The sequence below is a fragment of the Brotaphodocola sp. genome, assembly GCF_983179755.1.
Genome location: NZ_CFAHBC010000013.1, coordinates 1 through 22,761 on the forward strand (window position 1 = coordinate 1; position 22,761 = coordinate 22,761).

Below are 22,761 nucleotides of genomic sequence, written 5' to 3' on the forward strand. Positions count from 1 at the left end.
ACTTTACAACTTTTTCATAAAAAAATATCGTACAGGACTTTCTGATGTATAATGAGTTTGACGAAAACATTACAAAGGAAAGTGACCCTGTACGACAAAAACATTATACAACGAAAAGACAATAATTGGTAGACTTCATCAAAATTTTTTGATTTATTTTGAAACTTTTTCTGTTTCGACGGCGGATACCCTGTTCTTGCTGATACTATCCATACTGACATTGGAATCTGCTCATTCTATCAGGTTCCTGTATCGGCACTTTTTATCTGGAATAACAGAAAAATCATTGAATGTATTTTATTATGCATGCTCCTATGCAAAGGTTAATTATTCCAGATTTATGAATACCACTGCCCGAATTGCATTAAAGTTGATACCAGATTCCTTACAGACACAACCGGTATTTCTGTGTGTTGACGATGGCATTGCCTTTTATAAGAAAAGATGTAAAGTATTTGTTGAAAATTGGAGACTGAAATATAACAAATTTTGTTACAGGGATGAATTGTTCTCTGACCTGTGATATACTGGAGCCATGGGAAAACGTAGACTTCAGACGTGGTAATTCATAAAGTAAAATGCTCTAAGAGGGGCGTATGAGAAATTTGATATAAGATTGTGTTTCAACGAAGTACAACAGAAGCGAAGAAAAAGGAGAAGAATACTATGAAAATTGCAGTGGCAGGAACGGGATATGTGGGGCTTTCGATTGCGACATTGCTTGCGCAACACCATGAAGTTATGGCAGTGGATATTATTTCTGAAAAGGTTGATTTGATCAATAACAGAAAATCTCCGATTCAAGATGAGTATATTGAAAAATATCTGGCTGAGAAGGATTTGAATTTAACTGCGACGCTGGATGCGAAGAAGGCTTACAGTGATGCGGACTTTGTGGTGATTGCAGCACCTACGAATTATGACAGCAGAAAGAATTTTTTTGATACATCAGCGGTTGAATCTGTTATCCAGTTGGTGATGGAATCTAATCCGAATGCGATGATGGTGATTAAGAGCACGATTCCGGTGGGATATACGGTATCAGTTCGAGAAAAATTCCATTGTGATAATATTCTTTTCAGTCCGGAATTTTTGCGGGAGAGTAAAGCTTTGTATGATAATCTCTATCCATCCCGCATTATTGTTGGTACGGATATGAAAGATCCAAGACTTATAGAATCAGCGCATACATTTGCGGGACTTTTGCAGGAGGGCGCAATCAAGGAAAATATTGATACTTTGATCATGGGATTTACTGAGGCTGAGGCGGTAAAACTTTTTGCAAACACGTATTTGGCTTTGCGAGTATCGTACTTCAATGAACTGGATACTTACGCAGAAATAAAGGGACTCAATACCCAGCAGATTATTAATGGTGTTTGCCTTGATCCGCGTATTGGATTTTTCTATAACAATCCATCTTTTGGATATGGTGGCTATTGTCTGCCGAAGGATACGAAACAGCTTTTGGCAAACTATGATGATGTTCCGCAGAATATGATGACGGCTATTGTGGAGTCAAATAAAACGAGAAAAGATTTCATCGCAGACCGGGTATTGCAAAAAGCGGGATATTATGCATATGATGATGAAAATACCTATGATGCTTCGATGGAAAAGGATGTTGTGATTGGAGTGTATCGGTTGACGATGAAAGCAAATTCGGATAATTTCCGTCAGTCTTCGATTCAGGGAGTGATGAAGCGGATCAAGGCAAAGGGCGCAACTGTGATTATCTATGAGCCGACATTGGAAGACGGTACAACGTTCTTTGGAAGTAAGGTTGTAAATGATTTACAGAAGTTTAAAGCGCAAAGCCATGCGATTATTGCAAATCGATATGATGAGTGTTTGGATGATGTGAAAGATAAGGTGTATACAAGAGATCTGTACGGCAGAGATTAAAGGAAAAGGTATTGTCAAAGATATTCATTGACGCATGGCTATTGAGAAAGGATGAACAATTGCACTTATGATTCCGAATAGGGAAATCAAATGGTTTTATATATTATTGGGTGTGACGAAGAATTTCAGTTACAGTTTGTGCAACGCATGAATTGTAACACTGAAATAGTGAGAATGGTGTTGGATTTTTATGTAGACCTTGTCAAGTTTTCCATTCAATGCTACAATCAGAAAAAGAAATCCTAGATAAGATCAGATATACGCAGAAGATTCTGCTGAATATAAGAGATACAATAAGCATATAGAGTGGGAAAATGGGTGCATAAAGAAACAAAGGAGAATACAATTATGAAAAACAAGAAACTGATCACGGCGACGGCGGCAGCGATCCTCTATTTATCGGCGGCGACGTTTCCGGCGTGGGCAGCGGGCAACTGGCAGCAGGATGCGCAGGGAAAGTGGCAGTATGAGGAGAATGGCGCGATTGCTCAGGACAAATGGGTGAATGTCACCGATGGTCGTTGTTATGTAGATGAGAATGGATACCGCAAGGAGAACGAGTGGTTTTCGATTGCGTCTGTTCCGACGGAGCCGAAGGACAAGATCCGTTATACCTGGTACTATGCCGGTTCGGATGGAAAGATCTATATAAATGGCTGGTACACGATTGACGGTCATGACTATTACTTTGGAAAGGGCGGGAACTGTACGCTTGATGGAATCATCACGGTTGATGACAAGAAATACTATATTTCCAAGGACAATGGTTGTATGAGTGGCGGTTGGTTCCACATTGACCGCACGAATGATCAGGGTGTCTCCTATTCAACCTGGTACTATGCATCTGCCGATCGCTCTTTGTATTGCAATGGCTGGTTTGATATTGATGGCGGTAGCTTTTATTTCTATGAGTGGGGTAACGCTCCAAGAAATGCCTGGGTAAACCTGGATGAGAAGCGATATTACATTGGGGAGAAGGGACTGGAGAAAAACGGCTGGTTCTCCGTTTCCGGAATCAATAAAAACGGTGACGAGTACACAAACTGGTATTATGCAGAGGCAGACGGTGATATTCGACGTGCCGGATTTTCTCAGATCGGAGAGGATACCTATTATTTTGACCAGAATGGTTTGAGTTTTCGTGCGCGTTGGTTTTCCGATGATGAGAAAAATCGTTATTATCTGAATGCGGATGGAAAGGTAGAAAAGGGCTGGTTTAATGTTCCGACGGTAAATAAGGACGGAGCGAATGTCGATCACTGGTATTATGGCGATGAGGACGGCAAGGTACTCAAGAACGGTTACTATGATCTCGATGGAAAGACGTATTATTTTGATCAGAATGGATCGAGATACCAGAGCCGTTGGATGAATCTGAAGAATGGCAAGCGTCAGTATTTTGATGAGAATGGCGTGATGCAGAGAAGTTGTTGGTTTTCACTCGATAAGACAAAGGCAGATGGAACACCGTACACGGAATGGTACTATGCAGATGAAAATGGTTACCGCCTGAATCGTGGAATCTACACGATCGATGGCAAGCGCTATTTCATCAATAATAACGGAACGATGTTTACCGGCTGGTATACGATGAAGACCGGAGACCGCTATTATTGTGGTGAGGACGGTGCTGTGGCAACCGGCTGGCAGATGCTCAAGATTCCGGTGGACTGGGATGCAAACGGTATTGTCGGTCGTTACGTCAAGGCGAACGGACGCGACGCTTATTTCTATTTTGATGAGACCACGGGTGTGCTTACGCGCAGTTTATCTGGAAATTATACAGAAATCAATGTCAATGGAACTTATTATTGCGTGGATAAGCGTGGAATCATGCAGAGAGGCTGGGGCAAGCTCCGCGATACTTCCCCGGAGATTGACGGCTTCCGCTATTATATGCCGGAGGCAACCGATACCTTGGCTCAGGGTGAGCGCGCAAGAGATTGCTGGGTAAAGACGCTCGGAGCGGATGATATGGTCGGTGAGCTGACTGAGAACTGGTATCGTTTTGACAGCAATGGAATGGCAGTGCGTGCAGGAAGAAATGAGATTGTTCTGAAAGAATTTGACGGAAAGACGTATGCATTTGATGAGAATGGACGTACTCTCGACGGATTCTGGGAGATCAACCGCGTTACCTATTATTTCAATATGGATGACAAGAATGCAGCGGCAACTGGAAAGATTCAGATTGATGATGGCAATGGAGTGACGGATTATTACTTTACAGAGACAGGTTCTGCTTATACGGGTGTTTATGATGGTTCCTTGTATTATAAGGGAAGAATGCAGAAAGCCTTTCCAGGCAAGGGCTATGAGGCGATTTCGATTCCGGACGGAAGTACGAAACTCGTTGATGAGGCAGGCAAGATTGTAGTCGGTCAAACTGTGACGGATGCAGACGGCAATGAGTGGACAACAGATGACAAGGGCGCAATCACGAAGAATGGAAGTCAGGACAGAAGAACCGCATTTGCACCGAGTGTTCGTGCATGGCAGAAGGGCGACGACAGGGATTGATGAAGATTGGTAAGAACTCTGTTTCCTGAATGAGTCATTGGTCGTTTTGCAAAAATCGGTCTGGCGGGAATTTACCAGAATACAAAGGAGAGAAATTATGCAGTTGTCAGCAATTCACCACATTGCAATCATTGTTTCGGACTATGAAAAGGCGAAAGAATTCTATGTGGAAAAACTCGGATTTGAGGTGATCCGTGAGAACTTCCGCAAGGAGCGGGAGGATTGGAAGCTGGATCTGCGAATCGGAGATGGACCGGATGCGACAGAGCTTGAGATTTTTGCGGAGAAGAATCCGCCAAAACGTGTCAATCGGCCGGAAGCCTGCGGACTTCGCCATCTGGCATTTCGTGTGGATGATATTGAGGAGGTGGTTCAGGAGTTAAAGACGCTCGGAATCGAGTGTGAACCGATTCGGCGGGACACTTACACGGATAAGAAGATGACGTTTTTCTTTGATCCGGATGGACTTCCACTGGAACTTCATGAGTAGTTAATAGTTATGAATAATTATGAGCGTGGATAAAGGAGAATAACATTCACCAAATCTACGCAATTCGCCAGAGTTGTTTCATGGTTTGAAAATATGGAAATATGGAAAATATGAAAATAACAAGACAGACTGCTCGCCAGCGATGGCGGGTGGTCTGTCTGTTTTTAGATGTTGAGATTCCTGGCGTTTTGGGGCAGAAAATGTCTGCGAGGAGTTTGCCTTTTCTTTTGGGATTGGGCGGATTTTGTCGGCGCAGGGAAAGAAACAGTTGAAGAATTTTGTATTTGATAGTAGAATATTTGAGGAATATTTGAAGGAAAAAAGAAAATTCGTGAATTTGTCCGGAAATGGTTTCGGATGGCTGTCGTTTTTAGGGGACAGAATTAAGGAGGAAAAATTAGGACATGATCGCATATCAGATAAAAATCACCGAGAAGAACAGAAAACCGGTTGCATGGAGACGCTGTCAGGTTCCGGCAGGTCTGACCTACACCAGACTGGCTGAGATCTTGCTGGCGGTTTTAGAGCAGGATCAGGCTCTGCCTTTCGGATTTGAGTTCTATCATAAAAAAGTACGGATTCAGGAGAGCGGGGCAGGTGTATTTGGCGCAAGCACAGCTTATACGATGGAGGATGCACAGACATCCGCAGATGAGCTGATGAACACGGAAGAGTGGTTCAGCTTCTTTGCTGGAAAAGACGGAAAGTATCGCATAGATATTGAGAAACAGCAGGAAAGTGTGGATGCAGAGAGCCCGGTTGTGCTTCAGATTAAGGACGCAGAGAGCGCAGATGCAGAGGGTGCAAGGGATGCCCTGAATCAGAAGCTGGCTACCGAGTTTGCCATTTCCAAGACAGAAGCAAATGCAGAGGCAAACACAGGAGCGAATGGTGCTACCCAGAATGCGGATGAGATTGCACAGGTCGAGAAGGCAATGAAGATTGCAGAAACCGCAGAGAAGAAAGAGGAAGCATTAGACGCTCAGTCTGCAATGCAGGAGGGTGTTGTGCTGAGTACTGAGTGGATTCTTCTGAATCAGGAGATGAATGCCTTAAAGAATATGGCAAAGAAATGGCATCTCGCTCCAACAAAGGAGGAGGAGGCAGATCCGACAAAGGAGGAGCTTGCGCAGAAACTTGCTGAGATCGTTCTTCAGCCGGAAAATATGCGCCAGAACTTTGTGACGATGAAGGATATCTCGATCCATGTCTGGGAGCAGGTATTGGAGAATGAGGGTGCAGCTGCGATTGAGCGTGATAAGCTTGAGGCTCTGATGCCGTTTTACTGGAACGGCTATGTGATGCTGTATGAGAACGGTACGGCTGCTATTCCGGCAGAGGTAAAGGATGTTTACGCGCAGATCAACACGAAGGAATTCCATCACCGCAGAGCAGAGGTGATCTGGATGCTTGACTGCCTGTATATGCACCGCATGATCTATGCAACTGTTCCGGTTTCGGTTATGGTGCAGATGTACCGTGGCAGAGAGGGATTTGAGGTAACTCCGAAGCAGTTTATGGAGATCTTTGAGGCAATTCCGGCGGATCAGAACCCGTGCGTGATCAAGGATGACCGCGTGATTCAGAAGGATGTGCTTCATGATGATCTTTACCGCAAGATCGAGCAGGGACGCCGGATGAAGGATTTCTCAATTCCGTCCGCAGAGGAAGTGCGTGACTGTGAGAAGCACGGCTATCCGTCCAAGAATCCGTCCTACCAGAAGCTCGCAACGTTCTTTGCAGAGCAGATGGGACTGCGCGGTGCGTGGACACAGGAGGCTGTCGCAGCTGTCTGGGAGATGACCGCAATGGGATACAGCCGTGATGAGATTCTTCATGAGCTGACCGAGATGGGAATGGAGTTCTCCATGAGCGTAAAGGAAACCTTTGGCACCCTGTATCAGGAGGTTTGTGCAAATACGAGAATGTTCCGTTGCAGTGGTTACACCCTTGATGAGATGATGAAGGCACAGGCAAAGGGCATCCGCAAGATCTACCCGAACGATCCGTGTCCGTGTGGAAGCGGTAAGAAGTATAAGAAGTGCTGTGGACGTCTTCAGTAAAACTAAGACAAAAAAGTAAAGCCAAGTAAATTAAACGCAAAGCCAAGTGAGAGAAAGTTAAGTAAGTGAAAAAGCGGAGAGGGGGGTCTGTCATGCCAGTATTTGATTTTAATGATGTCCCGGAGAAGGAGAGAACAGCGGAGTGTACTTACACGACGTTTTCTTCCAATAATTCGAATCCGACACCGGAACAGCCGATTATGGTTTTGGACAATCAAAAACGGAAGTGGCAACATCATTCCTGCGGACGTTTCACAAATCCGGTGAAGCGGACTGCATTTGAGTTTGAGGAGGAGGACGGAACAGTCAGCGCAGATATTTTGCAGATTGATGCGCGTTTTGTCAGCCTGTTAAAGTGGCTGGGTGAGAACCACATCACGGTGCGCCTGTCCGGTGAGAACCAGGAGAACGGCTATGCAGTGTACAAGATTCGGGAGATTGCATTCGGAGGCGGTACAAAGCTGTCTGCGGAGGATGGTTTCTTGCAGTTTATGATTGAGCGCCTGTTGGCAAGCAGTGCACCGGCAGAGGAGGAAAGCGAGGAGGAGACCGATGAGCTCGGCGATGACATGAAGCTCACAAGTCTTCAGAGCATCACGGACTTTATGACCTGTGCAGGAAGAACCCTGCCGGAGAATATTCGTCTGTGGGCACGCCGAAATCTTGCGGTGGCACGTTCCCATGAGGTTTCCCCGGAGGAACGCCGTCACGCACAGCGCGCCCTCTCAATCATGATGAATATCCAGTGGAAGAACAATTACTTTGAGTCGATTGACCCGAAGGAGGCACGCAGAATCCTCGATGAGGAGCTTTACGGCATGGAGCGCGTAAAACAGAGAATCATTGAGACGATCATCCAGATCAACCGCACGCACACGCTTCCGGCTTACGGCCTTCTGCTTGTCGGTCCGGCTGGTACCGGAAAGTCCCAGATCGCCTATGCCGTGGCAAGAATTCTGAAACTGCCGTGGACGACGCTCGACATGAGCTCGATCAACGATCCGGAGCAGTTGACCGGAAGCTCCCGAATTTACGCGAATGCGAAGCCGGGAATCATCATGGAGGCATTCTCGATGGCGGGAGAGTCCAATCTTGTTTTCATCATCAATGAGCTTGACAAGGCAGCTTCCGGAAAGGGAAACGGCAACCCGGCAGATGTACTGTTGACGCTTCTTGACAACCTTGGATTTACTGATAACTACATGGAGTGCATGATCCCGACCGGAGGCGTTTACCCGATCGCGACCGCAAACGATAAGTCTCAGATCAGTGCACCGCTTATGTCCCGTTTTGCCGTGATCGACATTCCGGACTATACTGTGGAGGAGAAGAAAATCATCTTCTCGCGCTATGCTCTGCCGAAGGTTCTGCGCCGGATGAGCCTGCGCCCGGAGGAGTGCATTCTCACCGATGAGGGTCTTGATGCTGTGATCGAGCTTCATATGCAGACAAGCGGAATCCGTGATCTTGAGCAGGCAGCAGAGCACATTGCGGCAAATGCCCTCTATCAGATTGAGGTTGATCATCTTGAGAAAGTGGTCTTCACTGCCGAGATGGTAAAAAAATTGCTCTCATAAGCTTATGAGAATGATTTTGTTTTATTTGAGTACTTGGATTTTACCTAGATCGTATTTTTGATAGATTGATCCCCGACTTTTTCCTGAGATGGAGAGAGCCGGGGATTTTTATATATTGTTTTGAGAAAAATTTCTTTAGTGGATTGCATCAGAAAACAGAACACGTTATAATAAAAAACAGAGGACTAAATTTAATACAAAATGAGTGTTTGCAAAGAGAAAGCGTACTAGACTTAGTACAAAATTAGTATTTGCAAAGATGAAACGTACTAAATTTAGTACTTAATTAGTACTTGCAAAAATTGAGAGAATCATGTATAATCTTATCAATTTGGGCTGAAATACGAAAGAGCCTGCAAAAAGAAAGGATAGGTACCCCGTATATGAAAGCATTTCTCATTCTGGAAGATGGCACCGTTTTTGAAGGAACAAGCATCGGTTCTACCAGAGAAGTAATCAGTGAAATCGTGTTCAATACTTCGATGACCGGTTACCTGGAGGTTCTCACAGACCCCTCCTACGCGGGACAGGCAGTTGTAATGACTTACCCGCTCATCGGCAACTATGGCATTTGTTATGAGGACATGGAGTCGGGACGGCCTTGGCCGGACGGCTATATTGTTCGTGAATTATCTCGGATTCCCAGTAATTTCCGCAGCGAGGATACCATCCAGCATTTCTTGGAAAAGTATGACATTCCCGGTATCAGTGGCATCGATACAAGAGCCCTCACAAAGATTTTAAGAGAAAAAGGAACCATGAACGGCATGATCACGACGAAGGAGTACGCTGATTTAGCAGAGCCGATTGCCCGCATGAAGGCTTACACCGTAAAGGGTGTGGTTAAGGCAACCTCCTGCAAGGAGAAGTATGTGCTCAAGCAGTCTGATAAATTTGAGAAGCCGATCAAGAAAGTCGCTCTTCTCGATCTCGGTGCAAAGCGCAACATCGCCCGTTCTCTTGCAGAGCGCGGTTGTGAGGTGACGATCTATCCGTGCGATACAAGCGCAGAGGAGATTCTGGCATCGAACCCGGACGGCATCATGCTGTCAAACGGCCCTGGAGACCCGAAGGAGAATGTCGAGATCATCAAGGAGATCCACAAGCTCTATGAATCCAATGTGCCGATCTTTGCAATCTGCCTCGGTCATCAGCTGATGGCACTGGCAACCGGCGCTGACACCTTCAAGCTGAAGTATGGTCACCGCGGTGGCAACCATCCGGTAAAAGATCTCTCCACCGGAAGAGTGTACATCTCTTCTCAGAACCACGGCTATGCAGTGAATCCGGAGAGTCTGGATCCGAAGGTAGCTGAGCCGGCATTTACCAATGTCAATGACGGAACGAACGAGGGTCTGCGCTACGTTGGAAAGAACATTTTCACCGTACAGTACCATCCGGAGGCTTGTCCGGGACCGCAGGATTCTTCGTACCTGTTTGATCGTTTTATCACTATGATGGGAGGAAATGAATAATGCCTAAGATTCCTGGTATCAAGAAAGTTCTGGTTCTGGGTTCCGGCCCGATCGTCATCGGACAGGCGGCCGAGTTTGACTATGCGGGTACCCAGGCCTGCCGTTCCCTGAAAGAGGAGGGCATTGAGGTTGTTCTGTTAAACTCCAACCCGGCTACGATCATGACCGATAAGGACATCGCAGACCGCGTTTACATTGAGCCGTTGACCGTTGAGGTTGTTGAGCAGTTGATCAAGAAAGAGCGTCCGGACAGCATTCTTCCGACTCTGGGTGGACAGGCTGGACTGAACCTGGCAATGGAACTCGAGGAGGCTGGTTTCTTAAAGGAGAACAACGTTCGCCTGATCGGTACGACGGCCCTGACGATCAAGAAGGCAGAGGATCGTGAGATGTTCAAGGAGACGATGGAGAAGATCGGTGAGCCGGTTGCTCCGTCTGACATTGTTGAGAACGTTGAGGATGGTCTTCGCATCGCAGAGCAGATCGGTTACCCGGTTGTACTTCGTCCGGCATATACGCTTGGCGGTAGCGGTGGCGGTATCGCAGATAACCCGGAGCAGTGCCGTGAAATCCTTGAGAATGGTCTTCGTCTCTCTCGTGTAGGTCAGGTTCTTGTAGAGCGTTGCATCGCAGGATGGAAAGAGATCGAGTACGAGGTAATGCGAGACGGTGCAGGAAACGTAATCACCGTATGTAACATGGAGAACATTGATCCGGTCGGCGTTCACACCGGAGACAGTATCGTTGTTGCTCCGTCCCAGACCTTAGGCGATAAGGAGTATCAGATGCTCCGTACTTCCGCACTGAACATCATCACCGAGCTTGGTATCACCGGTGGATGTAACGTACAGTATGCACTTCATCCGACGAGCTTCGAGTACTGTGTTATCGAGGTAAACCCGCGTGTAAGCCGTTCTTCTGCACTGGCTTCCAAGGCAACCGGATACCCGATCGCGAAGGTAGCTGCAAAGATCGCTCTTGGTTACACGCTTGACGAGATCAAGAATGCCGTAACCAAGAAGACTTACGCAAGTTTCGAGCCGATGCTTGACTACTGTGTTGTTAAGATGCCGCGTCTGCCGTTCGATAAGTTCATCAGTGCAAAGAGAACGCTGGGAACCCAGATGAAGGCAACCGGTGAGGTTATGAGTATCTGCACGAACTTTGAGGGTGGTCTGATGAAGGCAATCCGTTCCCTCGAACAGCATGTAGACTGCCTGCGCTCCTACGATTTCACTGATCTGACAAATGATGAGCTGATGAAACAGCTGGCACAGGTTGATGATCGTCGTATCTGGGTAATCGCAGAGGCACTGCGCCGTGGCATTTCCTACGAGGAGATCCATGCGATCACAAAGATTGACTTCTGGTTTATCGATAAGCTCGCAATTATCGTTGAGATGGAGAATAAACTGGAGAAGGGACCGCTGACTCCGGAGCTTTTGAAAGAAGCAAAGCGCATCGAGTTCCCGGACAACGTAATTTCCCGTCTGAGCGGTGTACCGCAGGATGAGATCAAGGCAATGCGTCATGCAAACAACATCCGCGCTGCTTACAAGATGGTAGATACCTGTGCGGCAGAGTTCGCAGCAGAGACTCCTTACTACTATTCCTGCTTTGATGGCGTGAGCGAGGTTGAGGAGGAGCACTCCCGCAAGAAGGTACTCGTTCTTGGTTCCGGTCCGATCCGTATCGGTCAGGGTATCGAGTTCGACTTCTGTTCCGTTCACAGCACCTGGGCGTTTGCAAAGGAAGGCTATGAGACAATCATCGTCAACAATAACCCGGAGACCGTAAGTACCGATTTCGATATCGCTGACAAGCTGTACTTTGAGCCGTTGACCCCGGAGGATGTTGAGAGCATCGTGGACATCGAGAAGCCGGATGGCGCAGTCGTTCAGTTCGGTGGACAGACCGCAATTAAGCTGACCGAGTCCCTGATGAAGATGGGCGTTCCGATCCTTGGTACCGCAGCAGAGGATGTCGATGCGGCAGAGGACAGAGAGCTCTTTGATGAGATCCTTGAGAAGTGCCAGATTCCGCGTCCGGCAGGTCACACCGTATTTACTGCAGAGGAGGCAAAGAAGGCAGCAGAACAGCTTGGTTATCCGGTTCTCGTTCGTCCGTCCTACGTTCTCGGTGGTCAGGGTATGCAGATCTGTATCAACGATCACGATGTGGATGAGTTTATCGGAATTATCAACCAGATCGCACAGGATCACCCGATCCTCGTCGATAAGTACATCATGGGTAAAGAGATCGAGGTTGATGCCGTTTGCGACGGTCAGGATATCCTGATCCCGGGTATCATGGAGCACATCGAGCGCACCGGTATCCACTCCGGAGACAGTATCTCCGTATATCCGGCACCGAGCATCACTCCGGTTGTCGAGGCAAAGCTCGTTGATTACACTCAGAAGCTCGCTCGTGCCCTCCATGTAAAAGGCATGATCAACATCCAGTTTATCGTTGATGGCGAGGATGTCTACATCATTGAGGTAAACCCGCGTTCTTCCAGAACCGTTCCGTACATCAGCAAGGTAACCGGAATCCCGATCGTTCCGTTAGCTACTCAGGTGATCTGTGGTCACACGATCCGCGAGCTTGGCTACGAGCCGGGTCTTCAGAAGAAGTCCGAGTACATTGCAATCAAGATGCCGGTATTCTCGTTTGAGAAGATCCGTGGCGCAGATATCAGCCTTGGACCGGAGATGAAGTCCACAGGTGAGTGTCTTGGTATCGCAAAGACCTTCAACGAGGCTCTGTACAAGGCATTTGAGGGCGCAGGTATCAAACTGCCGAAGCACAAGAACATGATCATCACGGTTCGTGAGTCCGAGCATCAGGATGTTGTTCCGATCGCAAGACGTTTCCAGAATGTTGGATACAAGATCTTCGCAACCCGCGGAACCGCAAAAGTGCTCAACGATAACGGTGTGAAGGCGCTTCCGGTTAGAAAGATCGAGCAGGAGTCCCCGAACATCCTCGACCTGATCCTTGGCCACGAGATCGATCTCGTCATCGATATTCCGCACCAGGGCGCAGAGGCAAGCCACGATGGTTTCGTGATCCGTCGAAATGCAATCGAGACCGGAATTCATGTACTGACGAGCCTTGATACGGCCGCAGCACTTGCAACAAGCCTTGAGAATCGTGCAAAAGAGCTGACTCTGATTGATATTGCAACTGTGAAGGGTCGCTAGAACTTTATTTCCTATAAGATTACCACGTCTGAGGAGTCTCTTCAGGCGTGGTAATTTATTATTTCATAGGAAATTGCGTCCTATGAAATAATAAATGCTCCGCAAGGATGCGCACTCGGCGCAGGAGTAGATGGTTGCCGAAGCAACCGCGCCTCGGCGCGAGAATGTGCCAAGGCACATTCTTTTTCAGAAAGGACGGTGTTCGCTATGGAAATGATGATGATTATCGTGCAGGAGCAGGACTACGAGAAACTGGCGGGACTTTTGATCCGCAATCGGATTCTTGCGACAAAGTTTTTGACGGAAGGACTTTACACAAACAAGAAAAATATCACGCTGATGATCTGTATTGAGAAGGAGCGTGAGCGTGAAGTTCTCGAGTATGTGCGCCAGAGCTGTACGGAGCGTTATGAGGATCGTCAGGTCTGGGAATACAACGGAAAAACGATGGTCGATGTCGTGCGAAACATCAAGATCGGAGGGGCAACCGTTATCATTTCAGATGTGGATCGCGTTCTGAAATATTGATTATTGATTGATACGTTCTGAATAATTGAGAAATAAAGATAAAGAAACATAAATAAAGAAAAGAAGAGAAAAGTGCGAAGGAGAGGCTTCACGGACAGTTCCGGATAAGGGGGACTGGAGGTGGAGTCTCTTTTTTGTGTTTTAGTTTCAAAATAATGTCAAAAAAAGAATCCAAGGAATTTGTAAAAAACAGATGTTGTCAGATCGGAAAAATTCGTGTACAATTTAATCATATCGTGACGTTTTTTCTGCAATTATTTGTACACTTAAAAAGTTTTGCGGAAAGTTATCTGGAAAGTTATCCGAGGTGTTTTGAAATGAGATTCTGTGCGAAATTTATGAGGAGATCTTGCGAATATTTTGCGGAAGAATGAGAAGAAAGATTCAGAATTGTATGGGAGAAAGAAAAATGACAGAAGAAAAAACTGGAAAAATGAGTCCGGAAGTCATGCAGGAGAAAAAGAGAGAGGTGCTCTTGACTGCAAAGAAGGCATATGACGAGAAGCTGATGGCGGGCACGAGCGGAAATATGAGCGTGTACTGTCCGGATTGTGGACTGATGGCAATCACGCCGAGTTCCTATGATTACAGCATCATGGAGGAAAAAGATATTGTTGTGATTGACCTCGACGGAAATGTGATTGAGGGCTGTCACCGCCCGTCTTCCGAGTGGAAGATGCATGCAGAGATCTATCGTCACCTGCCTCATGTCGGCGCGATCGTGCACACGCACTCTCCGTATGCGACCTCGTTTGCGGTGACGCATCAGGAGATTCCGGTTATTTTGATCGAGATGATTCCGTTCCTCAAGGGAAGCATTGAGGTCAGCCCGTATGCGACGCAGGGAAGTGCCGAGGTTGGACTGAATGCGGTTCCGATTCTCGAGCGCAAGAATGCCTGCCTGATGGCAAACCACGGTGTTGTCGCAGTTGGCGCGACGATGGCGGAGGCTTATATCAACAGCGTTTATGTGGAGGATACCGCAAAGATCTATCATATGGCACTGAGTGTCGGAACACCGATTGAGATTCCGGGATATGAGAAAGAAAAATAAGGTTACGGCGCAAGCGTGCCGAAAAGTGTTGTTTTATAAGATTTTTATAGATTAAATTATAGGAAATATTAGAAATAGCATTAGGAAACATCAGATAAGGGGAGAGAAAGGAAATGCGTGGAGTTTATTTTAACGGAACAGGGGCGGAGTTTCGAGATGATCTGCAAAAGCCGGTTCCGTCCGCGACGGAGAGTCTGATTCGGATTCTTTATGCAGGTGTCTGTAACACGGATCGAGAGGTCTTAAAAGGATATCGCCCCTCATTTCGCGGTGTGATGGGACATGAGTTTGTCGGAGTTGTTGAGGAATCATCAGACTTGTCATGGGTTGGAAAGACTGTGGTCGGAGAGTTGAATGCGGGATGCGGTCACTGTATTTACTGTCGGACAGGGCGTGAGAAACACTGTTTGACGCGTCGGGTGATTGGAATGGAGAAAAAGGATGGATGTTTTGCAGAGTATATGACGCTTGAGACTCACCTCTTGCATGAGGTTCCGTCTACGTTGGCTCCGGAGACAGCACTGCTCACAGAGCCACTTGCGGCTGCACTTCAGGTCACGAAGCAGGTGCATATCCAGCCGGATCTTCCGATTGCTGTGATTGGAGACGGTCGACTGGCTTATCAGGTTGCAAGCGTTTTGCGCCTGACCGGAGCGAACCTGACGGTGATTGGAAAGCATCCGGAGAAACTCGCCCAGTTTGAATCGTTTGGTCGGACAATGACGATCGAGCAGGCAGAAAATCTTGCCGATCAGGCATTGGAATCCGGTGAGGGAAGCTATGAGATCGTTGTTGAGGCATGTGGTGCGCCATCAGGACTTGAGCTTGCAGCAAAGATTGTGCGAAAGCAGGGTACGATCGTCTTAAAGAGCACTTATGCGGGAAAGACGAATGTCGATATGAGCTTCTATGCGGTCAATGAGATCACGATCAAGGGAAGCAGATGTGGTCCGTTTGATCCGGCATTGCGCCTTTTGGAGCAGGGACTTGTGAAGTTACCGCCGGTGGAGTTTTATGAGCTGGAAGATTATGAGAAGGCGTTTGGGTCTCGGGCGTTCAAAGCGGGATTTCGGATTGGGAAGTAGTATTAATCTTAATAAAGGCAAGACAGGGGCTCCCTTCGCAAAATAAGTTCTATAAACGCGCTCTCGCTCCGGGTTAAACGTAGCAGTGCATAAGGTCGCAAAGTACGCGACCTAAACACTGACGTTTCACACGGGTTTACAGAAACTTTTTTGCTTCGGGAGCCTGCTAGTAATTAGTAGCATAAAAAATAAAAATTGCTATATAGAAAGGACAGAACAATGGCGGAGTTTTTAATGGAAGACGGCGAGATGGCACAGCCGGAGAATGTGAGATTGAGTGAGGATGGAAAGGCGGTTGTGATCTTGGATCAGACCCAGCTTCCGAATGTGACGGAGTTTTTGACACTTGATACTCCGAAGAAGATGTACGATGCGATTTTTGAGCTTCAGGTGCGTGGAGCACCGGCGATCGGCATCTGTGCCGGATATTGCATGTATGTGCTCTCCGGTCAGATTGCAGAGGAGACGAAAGATTATGAGGGATTTCTTGCAAAATTCCGTGAGCAGAAAGAATATCTGAATTCTTCCCGTCCGACCGCAGTTAACCTGAGCTGGGCGCTGAACCGCATGGAGAATACCGTGGTTGCAAACAAGGAAAGAAGTGTTGAGGAGATCGTGGAGATCCTTGGTGCAGAGGCAAAGGAAATTCAGGCGGAGGATCAGCGCATGTGCCGTGCAATTTCCGAGTACGGTCTGTCCCTGATCAAGGATGGCGATGGAATTCTGACTCACTGCAACGCAGGTCCGCTTGCAACCTCAAGCTATGGAACGGCTCTTGGTCCGCTGTTCCTCGGAAAAGAGCGCGGAATGAATTTCCATGTATTCTCTGATGAGACGAGACCGCTGTTACAGGGTGCGCGTCTGACTTCCTATGAGCTTCAGAAGGCAGGCATCGATGTGACCTTGATTTGTGATAATATGGCGAGCATCGTGATGAAGAACGGTTGGGTACAGGCATGTTTTGTTGGCTGTGACCGCGTCGCAGCAAATGGAGACGCAGCGAACAAGATCGGAACGAGTGGAGTTGCGATTCTGGCAAGATATTATGGAATCCCGTTCTATGTGCTTGGACCGACCTCAACGATTGATATGAACTGTAAGACAGGTGCGGACATCAAGATTGAGCTTCGCAATCCGGATGAGATCAAGAAGAAATTCTATGAGAAGCCGATGGCACTTGAGAAGGTAAAATGCTACAATCCGGCATTTGATGTGACCGATCATGAGCTGATTGCAGGAATCATCACGGAGAAGGGCATTTGCCGTGCTCCGTACACCGAGAGTCTTGCAAAACTGTTTGAGGATTAAAAATTTAAGTCGATTCGGAGAAAGATAAAACTCTGAGGTTCAAAACGGGATTAATTTGAAAAAATGAAAATATTCATTAAAAAAATTAATAAATAGTGAGAGGAAAAGAAGAAGTTTAGAAGAATTGGTTGATATTCGCCGTGATTTGTAGTAAAAATATACATGTAACCATTTTTTAGTTCTCAAAAAGATGTGGATTTCGTGCGTGAAAAGACAGGGGGAACGGTTCGGAGACGGACTGGAAAGTGCGGTCTGTATCGAGATGAGGATCATAGAAAACAGGTGCAGAGAGAACAACAAAAAAGGAGAATCAGATTATGAAAAAAGTTCTGAGTATAGCGCTGAGCACAGCAGTAGTAGCTAGTACGCTTTTAACCGGATGTGGCGGTAGCAATGGTGGTTCCGCAGAGACCACAGCACCGGCAAAGGATGAGACCACTGCAAGTGCAGAGGGCGAGAGCAAGGCAGAGGGTGGCTCTGAGGCAGGTGGCGATGCGCTGAAGATTGCGATTGTCAGCAGTCCGTCCGGTGTAGATGACGGTTCTTTCAACCAGGATAACTACAACGGTGTTCTGGCATTTATCGAGGAGAATCCGTCCGCAACCGTTACCCCGGTTCGCGAGGAGACCGGTGATACCGCAGCAGCTCTTCAGGCAGTTGCAGATATCGTTGCAGATTACGATGTTATCGTATGCTGTGGTTACCAGTTCGCAGGAATCGGTACCCTTGCAGAGGACAACCCGGATGTAGATTTCATTCTGGTTGACTCCAACCCGTCTGACGCAGAGGGCAATGAGGTTAGCTGTGACAACATCTACGCAATGACCTTCAAGGAGCAGGAGGGTGGCTTCTTCGCAGGTATGGCAGCAGCACTTGAGTCTCAGTCCAAGAAGGTTGCAGTTGTAAACGGTATCGCATATCCGTCCAACGTAAACTACCAGTTCGGATTTGAGTCTGGTGTCAACTACGCAAACGAGAAGTTTGAGGCTGGCGCTGAGGTTGTAGAGCTTCCGTCCTACGCAGGTACTGATGTGACCGGCGCAAATGTTGGCGGTAACTATGTAGGCAGCTTCGCAGATGAGGCAACCGGTAAAGTAGTCGGCAAGGCTCTGATCGATGAGGGCGTTGACACAATCTTTGTTGCAGCAGGTGGTTCCGGAAATGGTGTCTTCACCGCAGCAAAGGAAGCAACCGGTGTGAAGGTAATCGGCTGTGACGTAGACCAGTACGATGACGGTGCAAATGGTTCTGACAACGTAATCCTGACCTCTGTTCTGAAGGTTATGAGCATGAACGTAGAAAAACAGCTCAATGCAGTTAAGGATGGCTCTTTCAAGGGTGAGAACGTGGTTCTGGGTGCAGATACCGATTCTACCGGTTTTGTAAAGGCAGAGGGCAGAAATCAGATGTCTGAGGATACAATCAGCAAGCTCGATGAGGCTTATGAGCTCGTGAAGGACGGAACCATCGTTCCGGCATCTAATTTCAACGGTGAGACTCCGGAGGATTTTACTGGTTTAAAGTAAATTTCGGATAAGTTTCGAGTGAATTTCGGGTAAAAGATGAAATTCGGAGATCTGAATAAGAGATTTGAGTTGAGAAGAGACTGGAGAAGAAAGACGGTCTCAACAGAACAATAAGGGTTCCGGCTTTATGGGTCCCTGATCAGGACTCATAGAAGCCGGCCTTTTTGAATGCCTCAGATGCAGGTTGCAGATAAGTGTCGCATGACAGCAGAGGTGCTGGCTTGCGACACCTATGCGTTTACAGGAAAATGAAAAAACGAAACGTGAAAAAGAAAAATGAAAATCAAGCGGGAAATCAGAAATCTGGGTATTCAAAAGGGAACAAGAAAATGGAGATAAGGAGGTCGGTTTATGTCGGAGTACATCATTGAGATGAAGCACATCACCAAACGTTTTCCCGGCATTGTGGCGAATCAGGATGTGACGTTGCAGATCAAGAAGGGAGAGATTTTTGCTCTTCTGGGAGAGAATGGAGCGGGAAAATCCACGCTGATGAGTATGTTGTTCGGCATGTATGAGCCGGATGAGGGCGAGATCTGGATCCGCGGAAAGAAGGAGAACATCACCTCTCCGAGCTATGCGACGAAACTGAATATCGGTATGGTGCATCAGCACTTCAAGCTGGTGTCCAACTACACAATCACGGAGAATATCATTCTCGGATTGGAGAACAAGGACAAAAAGTTTGGTTTCCTGCCGTGGGTGGACTTAAAGAAGGCGGACAGGAAAGTCGCCGAGCTGTCAAAGCAGTATGGTCTTGAGGTCAATCCGACTGATGTGATCGAGGACATCAATGTCTCGATTCAGCAGAGAGTGGAGATCCTGAAAATGCTCTACCGTGAGGCGGAGATTCTGATCTTTGATGAGCCGACGGCAGTGCTGACTCCTCAGGAGATCGAGTTCCTCTTAAAGATCATCAAGGGACTGCGTGACGGCGGAAAAACGATCATTCTGATCACGCACAAGCTCGAGGAGATCAAGCAGGTTGCAGACCGCTGTGCGATTCTGAACCGTGGTCGTCTGATCGATGTGCTCGATGTGGCGACGACTTCGACGAAGACGATGGCGAACAAGATGGTCGGTCGTGAGGTTAGTTTCCAGGTCGAGAAGAAGCCGGCAAACTTCCGCGAGACTGTGCTTGAGGTCAAGAACCTCACGGTGCGCAACCAGGATCACTTCGATGTTGTGAAGAACGTCTCGTTCTCGATTCATGGCGGTGAGATCTTTGCGATCGCCGGTGTATCCGGAAACGGTCAGATCGAGGTCGCCGATGCGATTGCGGGACTTGCGGAGGCAGCCGAAGGACAGATCATTTTAAACGGCGTCGACATCACGCATGAGAGCATCCGAAAGAGAACCCTTCAGGGCATTTCCTACATCCCGGAGGATCGCCAGAGCTACGGTCTTGTCCTCGACTTTACGCTTGAGGAAAATCTGGCATTAAAGACTTATTTCAAGGAGCCGTTCTCTCATCATGGAGTGCTGAATCAGAGCGCGTTTGATGAGTACGGAAAGGAACTGATCGACCGCTATGATATCAGAAGTGGTCAGGGCATCAAGACGATTGTGCGCTCGATGAGTGGAGGAAACCAGCAGAAGGCGATCATCGGTCGTGAGATCGAGCTGAAATCCCCGCTGATGATCTTTGTACAGCCGACGCGAGGTCTTGATATCGGTGCGATTGAGAACATTCACCGCCAGATCATTCAGGAGCGCGATGCGGGCAAGGCGATTCTTCTGATTTCTCTCGAACTTGATGAGATCATGGACTGTGCCGACACGATCGGTGTCATCTACAACGGTCAGATTCAGAAGATTGCAGACGCCAAGACACTGACGACGAATCAGGTCGGAGAATTTATGATGGGGGTAAAAGCGGATGCAGAAAAATAATCATACAATCAAAAAAGGATTCGTCCGCCTTCTCGGAAATGAGCGCTATCAGGCGGTTTCGATTCCGCTGTTTGCTATTGTGCTGAGCCTTCTCGCCGGTGCGGTCGTGATTCTCGCACTCGGAAAGAACCCGCTTGTGGCTTACCAGAACCTGCTTCAGGGTTCCGGTATTCTGCCGAAGGCGACGTATGCAGGTCATAAGAGCATGCTGACGGATTTCATGAGCTTCATGAACGCGTGGACGCCGATGCTTTTTGCTTCTCTCGCAGTCGCAGTTGCCCTGCGTGCCGGTCTGTTTAATATCGGTGTCTCCGGTCAGATGCTGGTTGCCGGTTTTGTGACAACTCTGCTCGTCGGTTATAGCGATCTTCCGGCTCCGGTTGCAAAACCGCTCGTTCTGATCTGTGGAATTATCTCAGGTGCGCTTGTCGGTGCACTGATCGGATGGATGAAAGAGAAGTTTAACATCAACGAGGTTGTGTCCTCGATTATGATCAATTACATTGCACAGTATGTAATCAGTTTCTTTATCAATACCTACTATGTCAACCCGGTATCCCGTCAGTCGAATCCGGTCTCAAAGGCATCGAGACTGACGCTGATGGATACGACAGTCGGAGATCTCAAGATGGATATTCCGCTTGGAATCATCCTCGCGATCATTATTGCGATCGCAGTAAAGTTCCTGCTTGACCGCACGACATTCGGCTATGAGCTCAAGAGTGTCGGAACAAGCCGAAATGCCGCAAAGTATGCAGGTATCAAGGTTGGACGCAGTATGGTCATGGCGTTTGTCGTATCGGGAGCACTTGCCGGTCTTGCCGGTGTGACCTATTATCTCGGATACTTTGGCTCGATTCAGCCGAAGGTGCTTGCAAGCACGGGATTTGACTCGATTGCAGTCTCTCTGCTCGCAAACTCAAATCCGATCGGTATCATTTTTTCCTCCTTCCTGATCACGGTAATCAGCAAGGGAAGTACCTACATGAACTCTGCGTCCGGACTCGAATCGGAGATTGCATCTGTTATCACCGGTGTGATCCTTCTGTTCTCCGCGTGCGGTGCATTCATCCGTTATAAGGTCAAGAGTATGAAAGAGGAACTCAAGGAAAGCGAAGAAAGGGGGAACCGCTAATGGAACGAATTATCATAGACGGACTTTCGTTTTCCCTGCCGTTGTTTATCATGGCGATCGGCGGTATTTACAGTGAGAAGAGCGGTATCACAAACCTTGCGCTCGAGGGACTTCAGGGTGTGGGCGCATTCTTCGGTGCGCTTGTCGCTGTGAGCATTGCAGGAAATTTTTCGGGAAATTCTCAGGTGCCTTACTATGTCGCCCTTCTGTTTGCCGTGATTGGAGGAACGCTCTATTCCCTGCTTCACGCACTTCTGTGCATTCGCTTTAAGGCAAACCAGGTCATCAGTGGTGTCGTGATCAATATTTTGGCATCCGCGCTGACGGCTTTCTTAACCAAGTACATCAACCGCAGTGTCTTTGGCGCAGCTTCCGATAAGTTCGTGCTTGGCGTATCTGCAAAATGGACGATCCCGGGTCTGTCCCAGATTCCGGTGCTCGGCGCAGTCTTCAAGGATATTTACCCGTTTGAGGTTATCATTGTCGTTGTGGCAATCATCGCATGGTATGTGATGTACAAGACTCCTTACGGCATGAACCTTCGCGCCTGTGGTGACAACCCGCATGCAGTTGATGCAGCCGGTGTCGACGTGGCAAAGGTTCGCCTGATTGCCGTTATGGTGTCCGGCGGTCTTTCCGGTCTTGCAGGAATCAGCTTTGCGTACTCAATCTCCGCAAACTTCTCCTCGAGCATCTATGTCGGCTACGGATATCTGGCGATTGCAGCGCTGATCTTCGGAAACTGGACGATTCTGCCGACACTCGGTTCCTGTCTGCTGTTTGGATTTGCGCGTTCCGGCGGATATTTCCTTGTGCAGAAACTTCAGATGCCGAGCAGTTACTCGGATCTCGTGATGACGCTTCCGTATGTTGTGACGCTTCTGCTTCTGATTTTCTTCTCGAAGTACAATCGTTCCCCGCGTGCGCTCGGTGAGATCTACGATAAGGGCAAGCGATAAGAACTCTTTTTGGAACACATAGAGAAATCAGACTGGGAAA

The 22,761-nt window shown here is 47.7% G+C and carries 15 protein-coding genes; all 15 read left to right on the top strand.

Annotated elements, in window-relative coordinates; genetic code table 11:
* Positions 1-666: 666 nt before the first annotated feature.
* Positions 667-1,905, top strand: coding sequence for a nucleotide sugar dehydrogenase (locus AC4EVX_RS06575; RefSeq protein WP_490159831.1), 1,239 nt, complete (start codon positions 667-669; stop codon positions 1,903-1,905).
* 348 nt (positions 1,906-2,253) lie between these two features.
* The gene (locus AC4EVX_RS06580) at positions 2,254-4,425 is read left to right on the top strand and encodes an N-acetylmuramoyl-L-alanine amidase family protein (RefSeq protein ID WP_490159832.1); all 2,172 of its coding nucleotides are present in this window, start codon (positions 2,254-2,256) and stop codon (positions 4,423-4,425) included.
* 97 nt (positions 4,426-4,522) lie between these two features.
* Positions 4,523-4,915, top strand: a complete 393-nt coding sequence (gloA2, locus tag AC4EVX_RS06585; protein WP_490159833.1) for an SMU1112c/YaeR family gloxylase I-like metalloprotein — start codon at positions 4,523-4,525, stop codon at positions 4,913-4,915.
* 404 nt (positions 4,916-5,319) lie between these two features.
* Positions 5,320-6,978 carry a YecA family protein gene (locus AC4EVX_RS06590; protein ID WP_490159834.1) on the top strand — a complete coding sequence of 553 codons (1,659 nt, stop codon included), beginning with the start codon at positions 5,320-5,322 and terminating at the stop codon, positions 6,976-6,978.
* Between the two features lie 92 nt (positions 6,979-7,070).
* Positions 7,071-8,555 (top strand): AAA family ATPase, encoded by a 1,485-nt coding sequence (locus AC4EVX_RS06595; RefSeq protein ID WP_177978627.1) that lies wholly within the window; start codon positions 7,071-7,073, stop codon positions 8,553-8,555.
* Positions 8,556-8,938: 383 nt separating this feature from the next.
* Positions 8,939-10,030, top strand: coding sequence for a carbamoyl phosphate synthase small subunit (locus AC4EVX_RS06600; protein ID WP_177978629.1), 1,092 nt, complete (start codon positions 8,939-8,941; stop codon positions 10,028-10,030).
* Positions 10,030-13,233 (top strand): carbamoyl-phosphate synthase large subunit, encoded by a 3,204-nt coding sequence (gene carB, locus AC4EVX_RS06605; protein WP_490159835.1) that lies wholly within the window; start codon positions 10,030-10,032, stop codon positions 13,231-13,233. The genes AC4EVX_RS06600 and carB overlap by 1 nt, the downstream gene beginning before the upstream one ends.
* A gap of 207 nt (positions 13,234-13,440) precedes the next feature.
* The gene (locus AC4EVX_RS06610; RefSeq protein WP_177978648.1) at positions 13,441-13,761 is read left to right on the top strand and encodes a cyclic-di-AMP receptor; all 321 of its coding nucleotides are present in this window, start codon (positions 13,441-13,443) and stop codon (positions 13,759-13,761) included.
* A 409-nt stretch (positions 13,762-14,170) separates the two neighbouring features.
* Positions 14,171-14,815, top strand: coding sequence for a class II aldolase/adducin family protein (locus AC4EVX_RS06615; protein WP_490159836.1), 645 nt, complete (start codon positions 14,171-14,173; stop codon positions 14,813-14,815).
* Positions 14,816-14,928: 113 nt separating this feature from the next.
* Positions 14,929-15,900, top strand: a complete 972-nt coding sequence (locus AC4EVX_RS06620; protein WP_490159837.1) for an MDR/zinc-dependent alcohol dehydrogenase-like family protein — start codon at positions 14,929-14,931, stop codon at positions 15,898-15,900.
* A 219-nt stretch (positions 15,901-16,119) separates the two neighbouring features.
* The gene (gene mtnA, locus AC4EVX_RS06625) at positions 16,120-17,208 is read left to right on the top strand and encodes an S-methyl-5-thioribose-1-phosphate isomerase (protein WP_490159838.1); all 1,089 of its coding nucleotides are present in this window, start codon (positions 16,120-16,122) and stop codon (positions 17,206-17,208) included.
* Between the two features lie 317 nt (positions 17,209-17,525).
* Positions 17,526-18,734 carry a BMP family lipoprotein gene (locus AC4EVX_RS06630; RefSeq protein ID WP_177978642.1) on the top strand — a complete coding sequence of 403 codons (1,209 nt, stop codon included), beginning with the start codon at positions 17,526-17,528 and terminating at the stop codon, positions 18,732-18,734.
* A gap of 351 nt (positions 18,735-19,085) precedes the next feature.
* Positions 19,086-20,627 carry an ABC transporter ATP-binding protein gene (locus AC4EVX_RS06635; RefSeq protein WP_177978640.1) on the top strand — a complete coding sequence of 514 codons (1,542 nt, stop codon included), beginning with the start codon at positions 19,086-19,088 and terminating at the stop codon, positions 20,625-20,627.
* Positions 20,614-21,762, top strand: coding sequence for an ABC transporter permease subunit (locus AC4EVX_RS06640; RefSeq protein ID WP_177978638.1), 1,149 nt, complete (start codon positions 20,614-20,616; stop codon positions 21,760-21,762). Before AC4EVX_RS06635 ends, AC4EVX_RS06640 begins: the two co-directional genes overlap by 14 nt.
* Entirely contained in the window at positions 21,762-22,721 is a 960-nt protein-coding gene (locus AC4EVX_RS06645) for an ABC transporter permease (protein ID WP_177978636.1), read from the top strand. Before AC4EVX_RS06640 ends, AC4EVX_RS06645 begins: the two co-directional genes overlap by 1 nt.
* Positions 22,722-22,761 lie beyond the last annotated feature (40 nt).

Coding starts and splice junctions, on each gene's coding strand:
- AC4EVX_RS06615 (WP_490159836.1), top strand. CDS start 14,171: ATGACAGAAGAAAAAACTGGAAAAATGAGTCCGGAAGTCATGCAGGAG.
- AC4EVX_RS06635 (WP_177978640.1), top strand. CDS start 19,086: ATGTCGGAGTACATCATTGAGATGAAGCACATCACCAAACGTTTTCCC.
- AC4EVX_RS06580 (WP_490159832.1), top strand. CDS start 2,254: ATGAAAAACAAGAAACTGATCACGGCGACGGCGGCAGCGATCCTCTAT.
- AC4EVX_RS06575 (WP_490159831.1), top strand. CDS start 667: ATGAAAATTGCAGTGGCAGGAACGGGATATGTGGGGCTTTCGATTGCG.
- AC4EVX_RS06630 (WP_177978642.1), top strand. CDS start 17,526: ATGAAAAAAGTTCTGAGTATAGCGCTGAGCACAGCAGTAGTAGCTAGT.
- carB (WP_490159835.1), top strand. CDS start 10,030: ATGCCTAAGATTCCTGGTATCAAGAAAGTTCTGGTTCTGGGTTCCGGC.
- AC4EVX_RS06620 (WP_490159837.1), top strand. CDS start 14,929: ATGCGTGGAGTTTATTTTAACGGAACAGGGGCGGAGTTTCGAGATGAT.
- mtnA (WP_490159838.1), top strand. CDS start 16,120: ATGGCGGAGTTTTTAATGGAAGACGGCGAGATGGCACAGCCGGAGAAT.
- AC4EVX_RS06640 (WP_177978638.1), top strand. CDS start 20,614: ATGCAGAAAAATAATCATACAATCAAAAAAGGATTCGTCCGCCTTCTC.
- gloA2 (WP_490159833.1), top strand. CDS start 4,523: ATGCAGTTGTCAGCAATTCACCACATTGCAATCATTGTTTCGGACTAT.
- AC4EVX_RS06645 (WP_177978636.1), top strand. CDS start 21,762: ATGGAACGAATTATCATAGACGGACTTTCGTTTTCCCTGCCGTTGTTT.
- AC4EVX_RS06590 (WP_490159834.1), top strand. CDS start 5,320: ATGATCGCATATCAGATAAAAATCACCGAGAAGAACAGAAAACCGGTT.
- AC4EVX_RS06600 (WP_177978629.1), top strand. CDS start 8,939: ATGAAAGCATTTCTCATTCTGGAAGATGGCACCGTTTTTGAAGGAACA.
- AC4EVX_RS06595 (WP_177978627.1), top strand. CDS start 7,071: ATGCCAGTATTTGATTTTAATGATGTCCCGGAGAAGGAGAGAACAGCG.
- AC4EVX_RS06610 (WP_177978648.1), top strand. CDS start 13,441: ATGGAAATGATGATGATTATCGTGCAGGAGCAGGACTACGAGAAACTG.